The 16524-nt window shown below is 71.1% G+C and carries 14 protein-coding genes; 8 read left to right on the top strand and 6 right to left on the bottom strand.

Going from position 1 to position 16524, the window contains the following annotated elements; all coding sequences use genetic code 11:
* Window positions 1-115: 115 nt before the first annotated feature.
* Window positions 116-757 (top strand): TetR/AcrR family transcriptional regulator, encoded by a 642-nt coding sequence (locus tag LO762_RS21955; protein ID WP_230617747.1) that lies wholly within the window; start codon window positions 116-118, stop codon window positions 755-757.
* A gap of 52 nt (window positions 758-809) precedes the next feature.
* Here the strand turns inward: LO762_RS21955 and LO762_RS21950 are convergent, their stop codons facing one another.
* Both LO762_RS21950 and LO762_RS21945 read right to left on the bottom strand, forming a co-directional pair.
* A complete protein-coding gene (locus tag LO762_RS21950; RefSeq protein ID WP_230617746.1) occupies window positions 810-1157 on the bottom strand; it encodes a hypothetical protein in 348 nt (115 codons plus the stop codon).
* A gap of 99 nt (window positions 1158-1256) precedes the next feature.
* Window positions 1257-3380, bottom strand: a complete 2124-nt coding sequence (locus LO762_RS21945) for a type IIA DNA topoisomerase subunit B (protein ID WP_374201586.1) — start codon at window positions 3378-3380, stop codon at window positions 1257-1259.
* 82 nt (window positions 3381-3462) lie between these two features.
* Between LO762_RS21945 and LO762_RS21940 the strand changes: the two genes are divergently transcribed.
* From LO762_RS21940 to yaaA, 3 genes are all read left to right on the top strand, one after another.
* Window positions 3463-4134: a VOC family protein gene (locus tag LO762_RS21940; RefSeq protein ID WP_230617744.1), complete on the top strand. Its 672-nt coding sequence runs from the start codon at window positions 3463-3465 to the stop codon at window positions 4132-4134.
* 148 nt (window positions 4135-4282) lie between these two features.
* A complete protein-coding gene (locus LO762_RS21935; protein ID WP_230617743.1) occupies window positions 4283-4510 on the top strand; it encodes a hypothetical protein in 228 nt (75 codons plus the stop codon).
* Between the two features lie 111 nt (window positions 4511-4621).
* A complete protein-coding gene (yaaA, locus tag LO762_RS21930; RefSeq protein ID WP_230617742.1) occupies window positions 4622-5365 on the top strand; it encodes a peroxide stress protein YaaA in 744 nt (247 codons plus the stop codon).
* Between the two features lie 6 nt (window positions 5366-5371).
* On the opposite strand, the gene LO762_RS21925 is transcribed toward yaaA, so the two are convergent.
* From LO762_RS21925 to LO762_RS21910, 4 genes are all read right to left on the bottom strand, one after another.
* The gene (locus LO762_RS21925) at window positions 5372-6361 is read right to left on the bottom strand and encodes a hypothetical protein (RefSeq protein WP_230617741.1); all 990 of its coding nucleotides are present in this window, start codon (window positions 6359-6361) and stop codon (window positions 5372-5374) included.
* 214 nt (window positions 6362-6575) lie between these two features.
* Window positions 6576-8210 carry an RNA polymerase sigma factor gene (locus LO762_RS21920; protein ID WP_230617740.1) on the bottom strand — a complete coding sequence of 545 codons (1635 nt, stop codon included), beginning with the start codon at window positions 8208-8210 and terminating at the stop codon, window positions 6576-6578.
* A 142-nt stretch (window positions 8211-8352) separates the two neighbouring features.
* Window positions 8353-10431, bottom strand: a complete 2079-nt coding sequence (locus LO762_RS21915) for a SpoIIE family protein phosphatase (protein WP_230617739.1) — start codon at window positions 10429-10431, stop codon at window positions 8353-8355.
* Between the two features lie 277 nt (window positions 10432-10708).
* Window positions 10709-11287 (bottom strand): HhH-GPD-type base excision DNA repair protein, encoded by a 579-nt coding sequence (locus tag LO762_RS21910; protein ID WP_230617738.1) that lies wholly within the window; start codon window positions 11285-11287, stop codon window positions 10709-10711.
* Between the two features lie 150 nt (window positions 11288-11437).
* Between LO762_RS21910 and LO762_RS21905 the strand changes: the two genes are divergently transcribed.
* The 4 genes from LO762_RS21905 (at window position 11438) to LO762_RS21890 (ending at window position 16481) form a co-directional block, all read left to right on the top strand.
* The gene (locus tag LO762_RS21905; RefSeq protein WP_230617737.1) at window positions 11438-12940 is read left to right on the top strand and encodes a hypothetical protein; all 1503 of its coding nucleotides are present in this window, start codon (window positions 11438-11440) and stop codon (window positions 12938-12940) included.
* Window positions 12941-13016: 76 nt separating this feature from the next.
* Entirely contained in the window at window positions 13017-14051 is a 1035-nt protein-coding gene (locus LO762_RS21900; protein ID WP_230617736.1) for an SseB family protein, read from the top strand.
* Between the two features lie 4 nt (window positions 14052-14055).
* Complete coding sequence (locus LO762_RS21895) at window positions 14056-16116, top strand: hypothetical protein (RefSeq protein WP_230617735.1); 2061 nt, start codon at window positions 14056-14058, stop codon at window positions 16114-16116.
* Complete coding sequence (locus tag LO762_RS21890) at window positions 16116-16481, top strand: hypothetical protein (protein WP_230617734.1); 366 nt, start codon at window positions 16116-16118, stop codon at window positions 16479-16481. Before LO762_RS21895 ends, LO762_RS21890 begins: the two co-directional genes overlap by 1 nt.
* Window positions 16482-16524: the final 43 nt, after the last annotated feature.

The raw sequence follows: 16524 nt of genomic DNA, 5'->3' as shown, positions 1-16524 counted from the left end.
GGGTGCCTCCTCGGTTCCGATCCGCCGGGGATGGGCGCCCCGGCGGACCGCGCCAGTATTCGACATGGTGTCGATTGAAGTCAACACTGTGTTGAGCGCTGTTAGGCTGAACCGTATGGACCCCGCCGTATCCGCACCCGTACGCTCCCGCCGCGCCGCCAGGACGCGCGCGGCCACCGGAGACGAACGGGAGCAGGCGATCCTGGCCACCGCCGAACGGCTGCTCGCGGTGAAGCCGCTCGCCGAGATCTCGATCGACGAGCTGGCCAAGGGCGCGGGGATCTCCCGGCCGACGTTCTACTTCTACTTCGCGTCCAAGGAACTTGTTCTCCTCGCCCTGCTCGACCGGGTCGTCAGCGAGGCCAGGGCACGCCGCGACGACGCGCTCGACCGGCTCGCCGAAGGCCCGGAGCGCGGGTGGCGCGACGCCATCGGGGCGTTCTGCGCGACGTTCGCCGAGCACCGGGCGGTCACCGCCGCGAGCGCCGTCGCGCTGCACACCAACGACGAGGTGCGGGCGGTGTGGTCGCGTGTGATGGAGGGGTTCGTCGCGGACACGGCGGCGGCGATCGAGGCCGAGCGGCGGCGCGGCGCCGCGCCCGACGGCGTGCCCGCGCGCGACCTCGCCATCTCGCTCAACTGGATGGTGGAACGCGTTCTAGTGAGCACCCACGGCGGCCAGGAGCCCGCCGTGCCCGAGGACAGGCTTCTCGACACGCTCCTCGCCGTCTTCCTGGGCGCGATCTACCGCGGATGAGCCCGAGGACGTCCCCAAGGCCCTGCCGGGGCCTGCCGGGCTTCCCGGCGGCTCAGGACGGTGTGCGTTGGGCGGGGACGGGGTTACGGGCTCGTTCGGCGCAGTCCACGAGCAGGGCGAGGAGTTCCTCGGGCTCCCCGGCGGGCTCCTCGTAGTGCCAGAAGCGGACGAGGCGCTCTCCCTCGACGCCGGGGCTGTACCGGCCCAGGACAAAGCAGCCGGCCGCGTGCAGGCGCAGGATCGTCCGGTCGCTGTCGCTCAGCGCGCGGGCGTGCGCGGCGGCGTCCAGCAGCGCGAGGGCGCAGCGCGCGTCCCTGCGGTCGTCGGCGGTGCCGGCGCGGTCCAGGCGCCAGCGCGCGCACTGCTGGAGGTAGTCGGCCACCATCGCACTCTTCTGCACGACGATCAGGGTGCCCGCCCGCGCCGCGCGGCGCGGGCGGCTTGCCGTGACCTTGGCCGCCCCCTGACCCCATCCTGACCCCGAGCGGGTACCCGCGGGTCAGGTGTCGATGCGCGCCTCGTCGATCTCGGTGGCGCCCGCGATGATGAAGTCGCGCCGCGGCGGGACCTCACTGCCCATGAGCAGGTCGAACATGCGGTCGGCCTCGGCGGAGTCCTCGATGCGGATGCGCCGCAGGGTGCGGTGGCGCGGGTCCATCGTCGTCTCCGCGAGCTGGTCGGCGTCCATCTCGCCCAGGCCCTTGTAGCGCTGCACCGGGTCCTTCCAGCGCTGGCCCTTGCGCTCCAGCTCCACCAGCTTGCGGCGCAACTCGCCGTCGGAGTAGCAGTAGATGTACTTGTCCTGGCCGCGCTTGGGGTTGGTGAGCTGGATGCGGTGCAGCGGCGGCACCGCCGCGTACACCCGGCCCGCCTCGATCATCGGCCGCATGTACCGGTGCAGCAGCGTCAGCAGCAGGCACCGGATGTGCGCGCCGTCCACATCGGCGTCCGCCATCAGGATGATCTTGCCGTAGCGGGCCGAGTCGAGGTCGAAGGTGCGGCCGGAGCCCGCCCCGACGACCTGGATGATCGCCGCGCACTCGGCGTTCTTCAGCATGTCCGCGACGGACGACTTCTGCACGTTGAGGATCTTGCCCCGGATCGGCAGCAGCGCCTGGAACTCGGAGTTGCGGGCCAGCTTGGCGGTGCCCAGCGCCGAGTCGCCCTCGACGATGAACAGCTCACTGCGGTCCTCGGTGGTGCGGCAGTCCACCAGCTTGGCGGGCAGCGCCGAGGACTCCAGCGCGTTCTTGCGCCGCTGGTTGTCGCGCTGGGTGCGGGCCGCGATACGCGTCTTGGCGGCGCCGACGATCTTCTCCAGCACCGTCCGCAGCTGCTGCTTCTGGCCGCGCGAGGGGTTCTCGAAGATCTCCTTGAGCCGCCTGCCGACGACCTGGTTGACGATCCGCGTCGCGTCGGACGTGCCGAGGATCTCCTTGGTCTGGCCCTCGAACTGCGGCTCGGGCAGCCGTACCGTCACCACCGCCGTGAGGCCCTCAAGGATGTCCTCCTTGATGACGTTGTCGTCGGCGGCCCTGAGCAGCTTGACGGCGCGCAACTGCTCGTTGACCACGCGGACCAGAGCCCGGTCGAAGCCCTGCACGTGGGTGCCGTGCTTGGGGGTGGCGATCACGTTGACGAAGCTGCGGACGGTCGTCTCGTAGCCGGTGCCCCAGCGCAGCGCCACGTCCACGTCCAGCTCGCGCGGCACGTCGGTGGGCACGAGGTGGCCGAGGTCGTCCAGGACGGGCACCGTCTCGGTGAAGTGGCCGCTGCCCTGCAGCCGCAGCACGTCGCAGATGGACGCGTCCCTGGCCAGGAACGACGTGAACTCGCCGATGCCGCCCTCGAAGCGGAACGCCTCGTACAGCGGGGACTCGCCGCGCTCGTCGGTGACGGTGATCTCCAGGCCGGGCACGAGGAACGCCGTCTGGCGCATCCGGTCGAGCACCAGGTCGGTGGTGATCGTCGCGTCCTTGAGGAAGATCTGGTAGTCCGGCCAGAAGCGCACCCGGGTGCCGGTGCGGCCGCGCGGCACCTTGGCGCCCTCCACGACGCCGGACTTCTTCTTGAACGGGGCCTTGACGCCCGCGCCGTCGAAGACGCCGGCGATGCCGCGCCGGAACGAGATGTGGTGGGTGTGGCCGGAGCGATCCACCTCCACGTCGAGCCGCGCCGACAGGGCGTTGACGACGGACGCGCCGACGCCGTGCAGGCCGCCGGACGCGGTGTAGGAGACGCCGCCGAACTTGCCGCCCGCGTGCAGGCGGGTCATGACGAGCTCGACGCCCGGCAGCTTGGTCTTGGGCTCGATGTCGACGGGGATGCCGCGGCCGTCGTCGGCGACGGAGCAGGACCCGTCGGCGTGCAGCACGACGTCGATCCTCGTGCAGAACCCGGCGAGCGCCTCGTCGACGCAGTTGTCGACGATCTCCCACAGGCAGTGCATGAGGCCGCGGCTGTCGGTCGACCCGATGTACATCCCGGGGCGTTTGCGCACGGCCTCCAGGCCCTCCAGCACCGACAGGTGCCGGGCGGAGTAGCCGGTGGCGTCCACGTTTTCCTCGACGGCGGTGGTCACGACGCTCCTCAAACGCTCCTCAAACGCTGCCCATTCGAACATGCTTTGCATAGTCCGTCGCAAGACCTTACCCGTTCCGGCCGACACAGGAGCGCCGTCCGCGGGCCCGGCCTACCCTGGGCCCATGGCGATCGCGATCTTCAAGGACCTCTGCCTGGACGCCGGCGACCCCTCCGCCCTGGGACGGTTCTGGGCCGCCGTCCTCGACCTCTCCTTCGCGCCCGACGAGGACAACCCCGACGACGCGGTCCTGCGCGGCCCGTCTCCGGAGCGGACGATCTGGATCAACAAGGTGCCCGAGCCCAAGACCGTCAAGCACCGGCTCCATCTGGACGTCGCCCCCGGCCGCACGGTCTCCGACCTGGAAGGACTCGGCGCCACGGTCGTCTCCCGGGAGGAGAGGTGGACGGTCATGGCCGACCCGGAGGGCGGCGAGTTCTGCCTCTTCTCGGCAGGCCCGCACGCTCAGGGGGCGATCAAGTCCCTCGTCCTGGACAGCGCGGACCCGTCCGCCCAGGCCGCCTGGTGGGCGCGGGTGCTGGGCGGTGAGGCCCAGGACCTCCAGGACGGGTGGTCGGCGATCCGAAACATCCCGGGCACTCCTTTTCCCGACTGGGACTTCGTGCGGGTTCCCGAACCCAAGAAGGCCAAGAACCGGTGGCACTGGGACGTCACCGGGGACGCCGAAGCCCTGGTCAGCGCGGGTGCGACGGTCCTGCGGCGCAGCGACGCGGAGATCTCCTGGACGGTCCTGGCAGATCCGGAAGGCAACGAATTCTGTGTCTTCGGTCACTGAATCACGCCTGGAACGTGGTGGGATCATGGTGAACTCCCGGTGGAAAAGGCGCTTTCTGCTGTCGGCGTAGCGCCAGAGGTTTTGGGAACGCCCAGGTCGGGTTAGATGTTCTCCTAAGTACCGACCCCCGAGTACAGAGGAAGGTGCCGTGACTGGAACCCTTGCCCCGACCAAGCCGCTCACCGCGCAGGACCGCTGCGACCGCTGTGGGGCCCAGGCTTATGTTCGCGCGACCCTCAGTGGTGGTGCCGACCTGTTGTTCTGTGCCCACCACGGCCGTAAGTACGGCGAGCAACTCCGTGCTTCGGGGGCGGACATCCACGACGAGACCGACAAGCTCATCGAGAACCGACTGCGCGGCGAAGACCACGCATAGGGCTCGATCAGCCTGACTCACTGAAAGAAGGGCCGTCCCATCCGGGGCGGCCCTTCTCCCTGCTTTCCGACCGCTTCCCGCCCTGTGGGACAACGCATCCGAGATCACCACATGCTCATCCTCCTGCCGCCGTCCGAGGGGAAGGCGCCGTCCGGCGACGGCCCGCCCCTCGACCTCCAGAAGCTCTCGTACGAGTCCCTGACGCCCGTACGGGCCAGGGTGTTGGATTCCCTCGTGCGGCTGTGCGACGGCCCGCAGGAGACGGCTCAGGCTGTCCTGGGCCTCACCGACGGCCAGCGGGACGCCCTCGACCGCAACCGAAGGCTCAGGGAAGCCCCCACGCTGCGCGCGGCGGAGCTCTACACCGGCGTGCTCTACGACAACCTGCGCCTGGCCGAGCTCGACGCGGCGGCGCGCGCGAAGGTCCTGATCTTCTCGGGGCTGTGGGGGGTGCTGCGGCCCGACGACCGGATTCCGCCCTACCGCCTGGCGATGGGCGTGAGGCTGCCGCCGCTCGGCGCCCTGGCGGGCGTGTGGCGCGCGGCGCTGCACGAGGCGGTCCAGCCGGACGGCCTCGTGGTGGACATGCGTTCGGCACCGTACGCGGCCGCGTGGAAGCGGCCCTCCGTGGGCGTACGCGTGCTCCGTGAACGCGTCGTGGACGGCGTGGTCAGACGCTCGGTCGTGAGCCATATGGCCAAGGCCACGCGTGGCGCGGTGGCCCGTGACCTGCTGGTCCACGGGATCGAGGCGGCCACCCCTGAGGAGCTGGCCAAGGCCCTGTCCGAGCTCGGCCACGCTGTCGAGCTGGGAGCCGGGGGGATCGACGTGGTGCTGAGCGAACCCTCCCGCTGACCGGGGCTAGCCGTCGAGCAGGTTGAGGTGCTTGCAAGCCTTGGCGTACTGGTCGACGACGTTGCCTCCCAGGTACGTCCAGGGCAGGGACGACGGCCTTCCCTGGGTCCGCAGCAGGTGGTTGCGGGCCGGACGGCGGGCGTCCGCGAGGTGGAACGCGGCGCCGAAGAGGTTGTGCGCCTCAAGCGTCCGCGGGTGCGGCCGCGGCCCCTCGTGCCAGCCGCGCGCGGCGGCCTCGACGTCGCGGATCTCGGCACCGGAGAACCAGGACGACGCACCCTTGATGATTCCGGAACGTTCCTGAACAAAGTATTCGAAATAGGCCAGCGGGATCAGCGCCGCCCGCGGGTCCTCCCGGGACGACATGCTCATCGCCACCCTGGCGAAGTCGAACATCTCCTCGGCCACCCCACCCCACTGCGGGGAAAGGCTGATCACCCGGGCGACGTGCGCCCCGTACAGCGTCGGCCAGCGCTCGGAGGCACGCTTCCACAGCGTGTCCTTGTCCTCGGCGTCCGTCTCCAGGCCGAGGGCGAGCCACTGCATGGACTCCCAGGGCACCGGGTCGTCCTTGAACAGCTCGGCCGCCGTCTTCAGAGGGGCCCGCGCGGACTGCAGCGCCTTGGTGAAGGCCTGGTAGCCCCCCGCCTGCTGCGAGCGCGACCGGGCGGCGGGGCGGATCTGCCACGCCTCCTCGATCAACGTGCGCCCGAGCCACAGGTGCAGGTCCGGATTGTTGGGATCTTGGGTGAGCAGGGCCTCAATGCCCCTGCTCCACCCGACCGCGGCCTTCGCGAGGTACTCCACGCGTAGGGACCGCAACTCGGGATCGGTTCGCGTCTCCCACAAAGCGGAGACCGCGACTCTCAGATAGCGTTCACGGACGGCATCACACGCCTGCTCAAGGATCGGGTCCTGCCAGGGGCGTCCGTCGATGACGCGCGCGGCCCGGGGACGGTGTCCCGCGGGTTGCAGGTGCACCCGGTCAACCTCCATCACTCCCATGAAATCTCAGCGTAGGGAGTGAGGACACATCGGCGGATACCTCTACGTAAATAGCGTGTTAAGCGCCCTCTTTTGGTAGGCATGATCCGAAAAAATACGACGGACCGTCCGCGAAGGACGGCCCGTCGTGATCGGAACGATCAAACCCCGATCGACAGGGGCTGTTTGTCAGCCACCCCTGACAGGGGGCGGCCGACGGCGAAGATCAGTCCAGATAGTCGCGCAGCACCTGGGAACGCGACGGATGGCGCAGCTTCGACATCGTCTTGGACTCGATCTGGCGGATCCGCTCACGGGTCACCCCGTAGACCTTGCCGATCTCGTCGAGCGTCTTGGGCTGGCCGTCGGTGAGGCCGAACCGCATCGACACCACACCCGCCTCACGCTCGGACAGGGTGTCCAGCACCGAGTGCAGCTGCTCCTGGAGCAGGGTGAAGCTGACCGCGTCGGCCGGGACGATCGCCTCGGAGTCCTCGATCAGGTCGCCGAACTCGCTGTCGCCGTCCTCGCCCAGCGGGGTGTGCAGGGAGATCGGCTCACGGCCGTACTTCTGCACCTCGACGACCTTCTCCGGGGTCATGTCGAGTTCCTTGGCCAGCTCCTCCGGGGTGGGCTCGCGGCCCAGGTCCTGGAGCATCTGCCGCTGCACGCGGGCCAGCTTGTTGATCACTTCCACCATGTGGACCGGGATGCGGATGGTCCGCGCCTGGTCCGCCATCGCCCTGGTGATCGCCTGCCTGATCCACCAGGTCGCGTAGGTGGAGAACTTGTAGCCCTTGGTGTAGTCGAACTTCTCGACCGCCCGGATGAGACCGAGGTTGCCCTCCTGGATGAGGTCGAGGAAGAGCATGCCGCGGCCGGTGTAGCGCTTGGCCAGCGAGACCACGAGCCGGAGGTTGGCCTCCAGCAGGTGGTTCTTGGCGCGGCGCCCGTCCTCGGCGATCCACTCCAGGTCCTCGACGTCCTCCTCGGACAGCCGTCCCGCCTCGTTGCCCAGCCGCTCCTCGGCGAACAGGCCGGCCTCGATCCGCTTGGCGAGCTCCACCTCCTGCTCGGCGTTCAGCAGGGGGACCTTGCCGATCTGCTTCAGGTAGTCCTTGACCGGGTCGGCCGTGGCGCCCGCCGCGACGATCTGCTGGACCGGCGCGTCCTCGTCGTCGTCGCTGTCGGTGAGGACAAAGCCCTCCTCCTCGGCCGTCTCGCCCGCCGCGCGCGGCTTGGGCACCTCGGCGGCCTGGGGCTCCTCGTCCTCTTCGGTTTCGGTCTCCTCCGCCTCCTCGGCGGCGTCCTCGACCGTCTCGGTGTCGTCGACCTCGAGGTCGGAGAGGTCGAGATCCTCGATCTCCTCCAGCTCCTCGGCCTCGTCGTCGGCCTCGGGCCCCGCCTTCTTGGCGGCGGCGGCCTTGGCCGCCGGCCTCGCGGGAGCCGCCTTCTTCGCCGCCGGGGCCGCCGGCTTGGCGGGGGCCGCGGCCTTGGGCTTGCGGGGGGCTCGGGCGGGCTTGGCGGCGGACTTGTCCTCCGTGCCCTCCTCCACCACCGCGGTCACCGTCTCCGGCTTCTCCTTGGCGGCGGCGGCTGTCTTGGGGCGGCGTGCGGCGGCGGCCTTGCGCGGGCGCTTGGGCGCCGCGGAGTCGGCAGCTGTCACCATGACGGTCACACCTTCCTTGCTCAGGCTCCGCAGGATGGCGGGGGCCTTCGACACCGGAATGTCGGCCTCCTCGAACGTCCGGCGTACATCGTCAGCCTCGATGTAGCCCTGCGTCCTGGCACGTTCGAGGAGCTGCTCGATCACGAGGTCGTGCAGCTCGGACGGCTTCGAGGTAGAACTGGCAGGCGACACAAATACCTCTCGAACGAACGTGTGGCTTAGACGGCTCGTACCCGCTTGGAGCACGTTCCTCAGGCCCGTCAGGGAAGGAGCATCGTACCCGGAGCCCGGTAACACACCACCTTAGGGGGAGTCCAGTGGTCCTTCGTACGGACTACGCCGTGTTTCTGGGTGGAACATGGAGCGCGAGTACCGTGACGTCGTCGTCCTGGTCATACCCGGCCAGCATCTGGTCGACCAGGTAATCCACGAGGATCTCGGGGTCGCGGACCACGTCCGGCGGGGCGTTCCCGGCGACCTCGACCAGTTCGTCCAGACCCGTGTCGACCCCGCGCCGACGGTTCTCCACAAGTCCATCGGAGTAGAACACGACAGTGTTGCCGGGTTCCACCGAAAAACTCGACTGCTGGCGCTGGGAGGGCCACCCGAGCGGGGTGCCGGGCTCGGCGAACCCGAGCGACGGCGGCCCGTCCGTCCGGACGACGAGGGCGGGCGGATGTCCGGCATTGGACACCACGGCGGCGCCCGTGTCCGGGTTGATCACCGCGTAGGCCAAGGTCACGAACTGCTCCTCGGCCTCGGTGGCGGAGAAGACCCTGTCCAGGCCCGCCAGGACGGCCGCCGGACGCGGATCGTTCAAAGCCAGCGCGCGCAGGGCGTTGCGCACCCGGCCCATCACCGAGGCGGCCAGGACGCCCTTGCCCATGACGTCCCCGACGGCCACCGCGAGCCTGTCGTCGGCGAGGCGGAAGGCGTCGTACCAGTCGCCGCCGACCTGCACGTGCCGGGTGGCCGGGTGGTAGCGGGCCGCGAGCTGCATCCCGGCGAGCTGCGGGAGGCTGTCGGGCAGGAGGGACCGCTGGAGCGTCTCGGCGGTCTTGTGCTCCTGCTCGTAGAGCGTGGCGCGGCCCACGGCCAGGGCGCACTGGCCCGCCAGCGCCTCAAGGAAGACCCGTTCCTCCTCGGTGATCTCCCTGGGCCGGGTGAAGGTGAAGCGCAGCGCGCCGATCGCCGAACCCGCCATGAGCAGCGGCAGGCCCACCCAGGCGCGCTCGTCGGTGTCGGCGAGGTAGAGCTCGAGGTCGGTGCCGCCGCCGAGTTGCTGGCGCAGCGCCGCGGGCGTGGACGCCAGGAACGGGCGGCTCTCGCGGACGGCCACCGACATCGACGTGGCGGCGCTGACCGGGATCACCCTGTCCTCCTCGCCCTCGGGCGTGTCGGGGGAGATCACGGTGAGCTTCAGCTTGTCGTGGTCGAGCAGCGCGACGGACGACCTGTCGGCGCCGATCGCGGACCTGCCCACCTCGGTGATCACCGAGACGACCTGCGAGACCGTCAGCGCCTCGGCCAGCATGGACGTGGCCTGTTGCAGCCGGGCGGTGCGCAGGGCGGCCGCCGAGAGCTGCTCGGTGAGACGGCCGCGCATCTCGTCGGCCTCGCGCTGGCCGGTGACGTCGGTGTTGGCGCCGACCCACTCCACCACCTGCTCGCCCCGCTTGATCGGGACGGCCCGCACCTCGTACTGGCGGTAGGCGCCCGTCCTGGTACGGATGCGATAAGCGATCTGGAACGTCCGGTTGTCGCCCAGGGCCTCCCGCCAGGACGCCTCGACCCGCGACCTGTCCTCCTCGTGGACGACCGACAGCCAGCCGCCCTCGCGGTACTCCTCCAGCGTCTGGCCGGTGATCGCGCGCCACTCGGGCGCGTCGTCCACCGCGTCGCCGCCCGGCGACATCACCCAGACGACCTGGGAGGACGCCTCCACCAGCGAGCGGTAGCGCTCCTCGCGGCGGCGGATCTGCTCCTCGTCGAGGCGGCGCTCGGTGACGTCCACCGCGACCAGCGCGACGCCGAGGATCTTGCCGTCCTGGCCGTGCGAGGGGAACCAGCTCGTGGACCAGCAGCGGGCGTCGCTCTCCGGCGCGCCCACGGGGCCGAACTTGAGGTCCCGGTCGACCACGGCGCGGTCGGTGGAGACGACCTCGGCGATCTGCGCGGTGAGCGCCGCCGCGAGCTCCTCGCGCAGCGGCCCGGCGGGCTGCTCGTCCACCAGCTCCTCGGCCGGGACGCCGAGCGCCCGCGCGAGCGTCTCGTTGACGCGGCGGCAGCGCATCTCGGCGTCGAAGAACGCGAAGCCCATCGGGGCTTCCTTGACGAGGGTCGCGAAGAGGGCGGAGTCGGCCGCGGAGAGGCCCGAGACCCGCGGTCCTGGCACAGACGTATCGGTGCTCATCGCCGCCACCTCCGGTGCCCCTGACGCCTTACGGCGAGGCAAGTTGTGATCACTTTGGGTGAATGGGAGCAGGCTAGCGCTCCCGCCTCCATCACTACCGCGGTCGGAGTCACTTCATCATCCCGGTGCGCGGGTGGTTCCACAACCACCCGGCTCCTCGGGCCCAGCCGGTCAAAGTCACCCTAGTCGTCCCCTCCAACGGGCGCCATGGCGCGAACCGCCCCGAGATCCTAGAACGCCGGACCGCTCCCCGACCCCTAACTCGCCGGTATCGGGATCAGCCCTCGTTTCTCGCCGCCGCTTTGGCCGCCTTCTTGAACTCGCGCACCTTGATCAACGATTCCGGACCGGTGATGTCGGCTACCGAACGGTGAGAACCCTGTTCCCCGTAGGCTCCGGCCGCCTCACGCCATCCCTCGGGCGCCACCTCGAACTGTTTGCCCAGCAGCGCCAGGAAGATCTGTGCCTTCTGTTTGCCGAACCCTGGCAGCTCGTTGAGGCGGCGCAGCAGGGCGCGCCCGTCCGGGACGTCACGCCAGATCGCCGAGGCGTCGCCGTCGTACTGCTCGACCAGGTACGCGCACAGTTGCTGCACCCGCTTGCCCATCGACCCGGGGAACCGGTGGACGGCCGGGGCCCGCGCCATCAGCGCCGCGAACTCCTCCGGGTCGCGCGCGGCGATCTCGTGCGCGTCGAGATCCGGCACGCCCATCCGCCGCGCGATCGCCAGCGGGCCGGCGAACGCCCGCTCCATCGGCACCTGCTGGTCCAGGAGCATGCCGATGAGGGCGGCCAGCGGGCTGCGGCCCAGCAGCGCGTCGGCCTCCGGGTCCTGGGCGAGTCGCAGTTCAACCATGGGCCCATTATGGAACGGCGCCGCCCGCCGGGTCGGGCGTGCCTGTGGACAACCGCGGAACCGCCCCGGGCGTCCGGCGTGTCGCCCGTCCCGCCGAAGCGCGGAGATTTTCCCGAAGGCTCCTGGTGGCTGCGGGTAGGGTGGCTCACCGTGAGTCCGCGCCGCGCCGAGGAGATCTCGGGGATCTTCGACGACATGCTCGTGCACGCTCGCGAGCTGCTCGCCGTCCGCAGTCCGCTGGACGCCGAGCTGATCGTCAGCGAGATCCTCGGCGCCTGGTACGGGGGCAGATCGGGCCGCGGCGACGTCGAGCGGGTCGTCGGCGAGGCGCTGCTCGACCACGCGGTCGGCAGCGGCACCCCGGCGGCGCTCGCGCTGCTGTCGGGCGTCGCGCAGCTGGGCACGCCGCGCCAGCAGCGCCATGCCGAGCGGGGCGCGCTGCGGCTGATGGGCACGGGTGTGGCCCGGCCGCCGTGGGCCGAGCGCCTGAACCTCGTCCAGTCCGAGGCGTGCTACCTGTCCAGGGACGTCTACGGCGACCAGAAGTCGGTGATCTGCACCTTCACCTATGGTGGTGAGGAGCGGCACGCGCTCGTCGTGCTCGTGGACGAGAACCTGGGCGGCCGCTGGGACATCCCGGCCGAGGGCGGGCTCGTCAGGGACGCGTGGGTGTCCTCCCACGTCGACAGGCTGCTCGACCACTGCCGGGCGGAGGCCGCGGGCGAACTCATGGAGTTCGACGAGATGGACCCGCACGAGACGAGGGCGCTCCTGGAGCCCGCGCTCGACCTGACGGGCTCCCTGCGGGACGCCCCGGTAAGCGACACCTTCGCCTCCTACCACGCGCTGCTACGGGCCCGCGTGAGGATCCTGCCTCCGGGCGGGCGCAGGCCGCCGCTCCCGGCCTGGAGCGGCGACCGCAAGGCCACCCTGGGCGCGCGTTTCCTCGCCTCGGAGGAGGCCGGCGACCTGTCGGACCTCGCCGCCGCCGGGCGCTGCGTGGACCGGATCATCGACTACGGGTGCGCCCGCGACTTCGGCCGTCCGCTTCGGGTCAGCCCGATCAAGTGCGAGATGTTCCTGCTGGACTGGCTGCCCCGCAAGGTCTTCCTGTCGCCCGCCGAGCAGGAGGCGATGCCGCACGTGCTGGCCGCGTGGGTGCGCTGGGCGGCCCGCCGCACCGGCCTGCCCCAGGACGGCGTCCGCGCCACCCTGGACGCGGTGTGGGACGCCACCCACAAGTTCAGCGAGGCGTACCGCGACCCTTCGGCGTCCGGCCTGGACCGTGCCCTCGTGGCGAAACTCCTTCCGGACGGCGACCTTGAGGCGCTGCCCCGGCGCGCGTTCGCGCTGCCGTTCCTCACCGGCGAGCTGGCGGCGCTCGACCCGGCCGATTCCGCCGACCGTAGGACGATGCTCGCCTACGAGCATCCCGGAGCGACCGAGGCCGAACTCGACGGATATGAGCGGCTGGCCGACCGGCTGTGGAAAGGTGACCCTCCGGAACTCTGGGAGACGACACAGCGGCTTCTCGACGAGGGTGGGCCGCGCCACCTTGTGGTGCACGCGCTGATGCGCCTTGTGGTGCGGTACGACGCGGACCGTCCCGGTCTGCGGCGGGCTCTCCGGAAGATGCGCCCCGAAGACCTTTAGACTGTGCCCTCCCGGTTGCCGAAGTGACGTCGGGTCGGGATCATTCGCTGGGATGTCCGGGGGGATTCCCCACAGCGTGAAACGGAGAATCGCCTTGGAGTGGTCGGAGTTCGCCCAGCGGTTCGCCCTTGAGCTCGCCACCCTCGACCGCGACACCATCCTCATCGTCCGCGAGCACGACGAGAGCAGGCACTACGTGCAGGCGATGCGCGAGCCCGACCGGCTGTACGCGGAGTCGGTGAGCAACAACTTCCTCGACGGGGCGCTGCTGCTGAAACCCTCGGACGAGGAGATCCTCAGCGAGGCGGGCTGGCGGCCCCCCACGGCCGACTGGTCGCCCGCCAACTGGTGGACCGAGCTACCACCTGATCCGGGTCCCGCCGCGTTCGCCCTGCTCGCCGACATGATGGTCACCGCGCTGCGCGACGTGCAGGGCGTCCGCCGCCCCCTGGACCTCGTCTACGAGTCCTTCCACCGGCACGGGACGGGCCAGATCGAGCTGCCGCGCTTCGGCATCACCTCGGCCCACCAGGCGGGCCGCCGCCGCGCGCCCGCCCCGATCGCCGCGCCCACACCCGCGCGAGAACCCACGAGGGAGGCTCCTCGGGAGCCGACCATCGAGGACGTGCTCACCGAGGCCCGACGCAAGGACGACCACGTCGCTTACTTCGACGTCCTGATCTTCGCCGAACTGCTGCTGCCGCTGACCGGTGCCGGACAGGTCGGGTACCGCACCGTCCTGCACGACGGCGCCGTGCACGTGCTGGCGTTCACCTCCCCGGCGGCGCAGGACGCCGCCGGGTACGCGGGCCCGCACCACCGCACCGACATCCTCGGCCTCGCCGGCGGCTGGCCCGATCCGACCTGGCAACTGACGGTCAATCCCGGCCTGCCGAGCGAGATCAGGCTCGACGCGGCGAACGTCCAGCGGCTCGCCGAGACGCGCAGGGGCGCCGAGCGGGCCGCCGCGGCGGACGCCCAGCCGCTCCCGCCCGCGCCCGGCCTGCCCATCCGGCTGCCGCACGGCGCGCAGCTGTGGTCCGACACCGGCATGATCGCCGTCTTCGACGGGGTGAGCGGCCGCTGGAACCAGACCTCACGGACGCAGTGACGCCATGGACTGGGGTGAATTCACCGAGCGGCTGGCCCGCGAGCTGGCCGGACTCGACTCGCACATGGTCCTCGTCGTGCACCGGCGCGCCGAGGGAAGCCACTACGTCCAGGCGTTCCGCACGGGCGACCTGCTGCACGCCGAGGCCGTCAGCAGCTCGGTCCTGACCGCCGCGCTGCGCTTCGACCCGGTGGCCGAGGACCGCCTCGCCGACATCGGCTGGCGCAGGCCCGAGTCGTTCGGCAACTGGAGCTACGACCTCAGCTTCTCCTCGCCGCCCGACGCCTACCGCGAGCTCGCCACGATCATGACGATCGCGCTGCGCGACGTGCAGCGCGCGGACTCCCCTGACGAGCTCGCCTACGAGTCGTTCCGGGGCGGCACCTTCCTTGAGCTGTCGGAGTTCGGCGTGGAGCCCGCCGATCCGGCCCGCGCCACCGAGAAGCACGTGCCGCCGCCGTTCCCCGACGCCGCTCCCCCGCTGACGCCCGTGCCGTCGGTCCGTGAGGAGTTCCCCGAGCCGCCGCCCTTCGGCGACCCCGGAGCGTCGGTCCCTGGCTCGGGCGCCTATGACGTGTTGTCCTACCCGCCTCCGCAGGGGCCCTCTTACGAGCCGACGTACGAGGCTCCGTCACCGGGGCCTTCTTACGAGCCTTCCTATGAGCCGTCGTACGGGCCGTCCTTCGAGGACGACCCCCTGACGTCGCAGTCCCTGCCGGTGCGTCCGCACCCGGACGACCCGCTGATGACGGTCACCGACACCGGGCGTTTCCCCGCCGACGACCCCCTGACGACGCGTCCCGTCCCGTACCCCGGGGAGGAGGGCTTCCCGACCGGCGCCTACACGCTGCCCCGGCCTTCCGACCTTGAGGAGGACCCGCTGACGTCGGGGTCCTTCCGGTTCCCGCCCGTCACGCACGACCCGCCGCCCGCGCCGCCCGGGTACGGGCAGCCCCCGGCCCCGCGGCCGCCCGCCGAGGACCCGCTGACGTCGGGCTCCTTCACCGCTCCCCCGGTCGGCGGCCCTGAGCGTCCCGTCCAGGAGTACGGCGGCTTCGACTACCAGCAGTCCTGGGACTCCCGGGAGGACACCGCCCAGTTCCCGTCCGTCTCCGACGACCCCGCGCCGGGCTGGTGGGGCGGCGGCCAGAGCGACCCGCCGCCCTCGGGCCCGTCGAGCACGGACACGGTCGCCGACGTACACCGCGCCGCCGCCCTGGAGCAGGAGGAGGCACAGCGCGCGCAGGCCGCCGAGGGCGCGTCCGACGTGCCCGTCGCGGGCGCTCCGGCCAAGCCCACGCGCCGTACCGCGCTGCGCCTGGCCGAGGCCAAGGCCAACGGCGACAGGGACGGCTACCTGGAGGTGCTGGGCAGCGCCGAACTGTACGTCGCGGGCACCGTCGTCTACTCCGACGGCGTGTACGTGCGCGCGTTCACCGCGCCGCCCGAGGAGCCGCACCGCGTCACCGAGCTGCGCTCGCTGGTCGCGGACTGGCCTCAGCCGCACTGGCAGCTCGCCGTGGACGACGGCAAGCCCAGCGCGGGCTACCTGGACGCGCTCACCCTGGCGCGGCTGGGCGGCGGCGGCTCCACCCGCCTCGTCATGCAGAAGGTGCTGCCGCACTCGCTGGTCGTGCACTACCTGGAGGGCGGCTACGACAGGGTCGCCGGCTACGTGCACCGGGTGGCGGACGTGCTGGCGCTCACCACGCCCAAGCAGCTCTACGCGGCGCTCGCCCTGGCCCACGGCGCCTCGACCTTCTCGGCCGACGACGAGGCCGTGCACGTGCTGCGCTGGCACTCGCGGGTGGGCGGCGCGCTGCGCACCCCGTTCGGCGGCACCGACGAGGGGTCGCTCGCCAGGATGCCCGGCGGCTGGGTGGTGGAGCATCCGCCCTTCGAGGGCAACGGGTTCGCTCCCGGCCTGGGCTCCCCGATCCCCGAGTTCAAGGTGGACAGTCAGCGGCTGCCGCACGGCGCCGAGATCTACCGGTTCGACAGGGCGGGCCGCCGGGTGCTCGTCGCCATGTTCGACGCCGACGCGACCCGATGGGCGGCGGTGTGATGCGCGACGGTTACTACGCGGTCTGGCAGGGCGAGGAGTTCGCCTGCGCGCCCGGTGACGACGAGGTGAGACTGTACTCGGCCGACCCCAGGATGGGTTTTGTGGCGGCCGCGCCGGGCAGGTTCGTGAAGGTCGTCCCGGCGCACGAGGTCGAGCGGCTCAGGTACGTCGTCACCCGTTGCGTGTGGCGGGGCGAGCCGTTCCTCATCATCGGCGAGCACGACGGCTGGCTGCGGGTGGAGTACACCGGCGGCCGCGCCCCCGTCGCCGAGGCGCTGGGCCTGGAGCGGTTCGACCGCGGCGTCTACCAGGCGTGGGCGCCGGTGACGGAGGTCGGGCAGGTCCGCGAGGAGGTGCACGGATGACCGACAAGCTGGTGGCGGGCCGCGCCGTCGAGCTCGGCAGGAG

This window comes from Actinocorallia sp. API 0066 (assembly GCF_020991275.1).
Classification (GTDB): Bacteria; Actinomycetota; Actinomycetes; order Streptosporangiales; family Streptosporangiaceae; genus Actinocorallia.
This window is presented reverse-complemented; position numbering and strand designations above follow the sequence as displayed.

Coding starts and splice junctions, on each gene's coding strand:
- LO762_RS21955 (WP_230617747.1), top strand. CDS start 116: ATGGACCCCGCCGTATCCGCACCCGTACGCTCCCGCCGCGCCGCCAGG.
- LO762_RS21945 (WP_374201586.1), bottom strand. CDS start 3,380: ATGTTCGAATGGGCAGCGTTTGAGGAGCGTTTGAGGAGCGTCGTGACC.
- LO762_RS21940 (WP_230617744.1), top strand. CDS start 3,463: ATGGCGATCGCGATCTTCAAGGACCTCTGCCTGGACGCCGGCGACCCC.
- yaaA (WP_230617742.1), top strand. CDS start 4,622: ATGCTCATCCTCCTGCCGCCGTCCGAGGGGAAGGCGCCGTCCGGCGAC.
- LO762_RS21925 (WP_230617741.1), bottom strand. CDS start 6,361: ATGGAGGTTGACCGGGTGCACCTGCAACCCGCGGGACACCGTCCCCGG.
- LO762_RS21915 (WP_230617739.1), bottom strand. CDS start 10,431: ATGAGCACCGATACGTCTGTGCCAGGACCGCGGGTCTCGGGCCTCTCC.
- LO762_RS21910 (WP_230617738.1), bottom strand. CDS start 11,287: ATGGTTGAACTGCGACTCGCCCAGGACCCGGAGGCCGACGCGCTGCTG.
- LO762_RS21895 (WP_230617735.1), top strand. CDS start 14,056: ATGGACTGGGGTGAATTCACCGAGCGGCTGGCCCGCGAGCTGGCCGGA.
- LO762_RS21890 (WP_230617734.1), top strand. CDS start 16,116: ATGCGCGACGGTTACTACGCGGTCTGGCAGGGCGAGGAGTTCGCCTGC.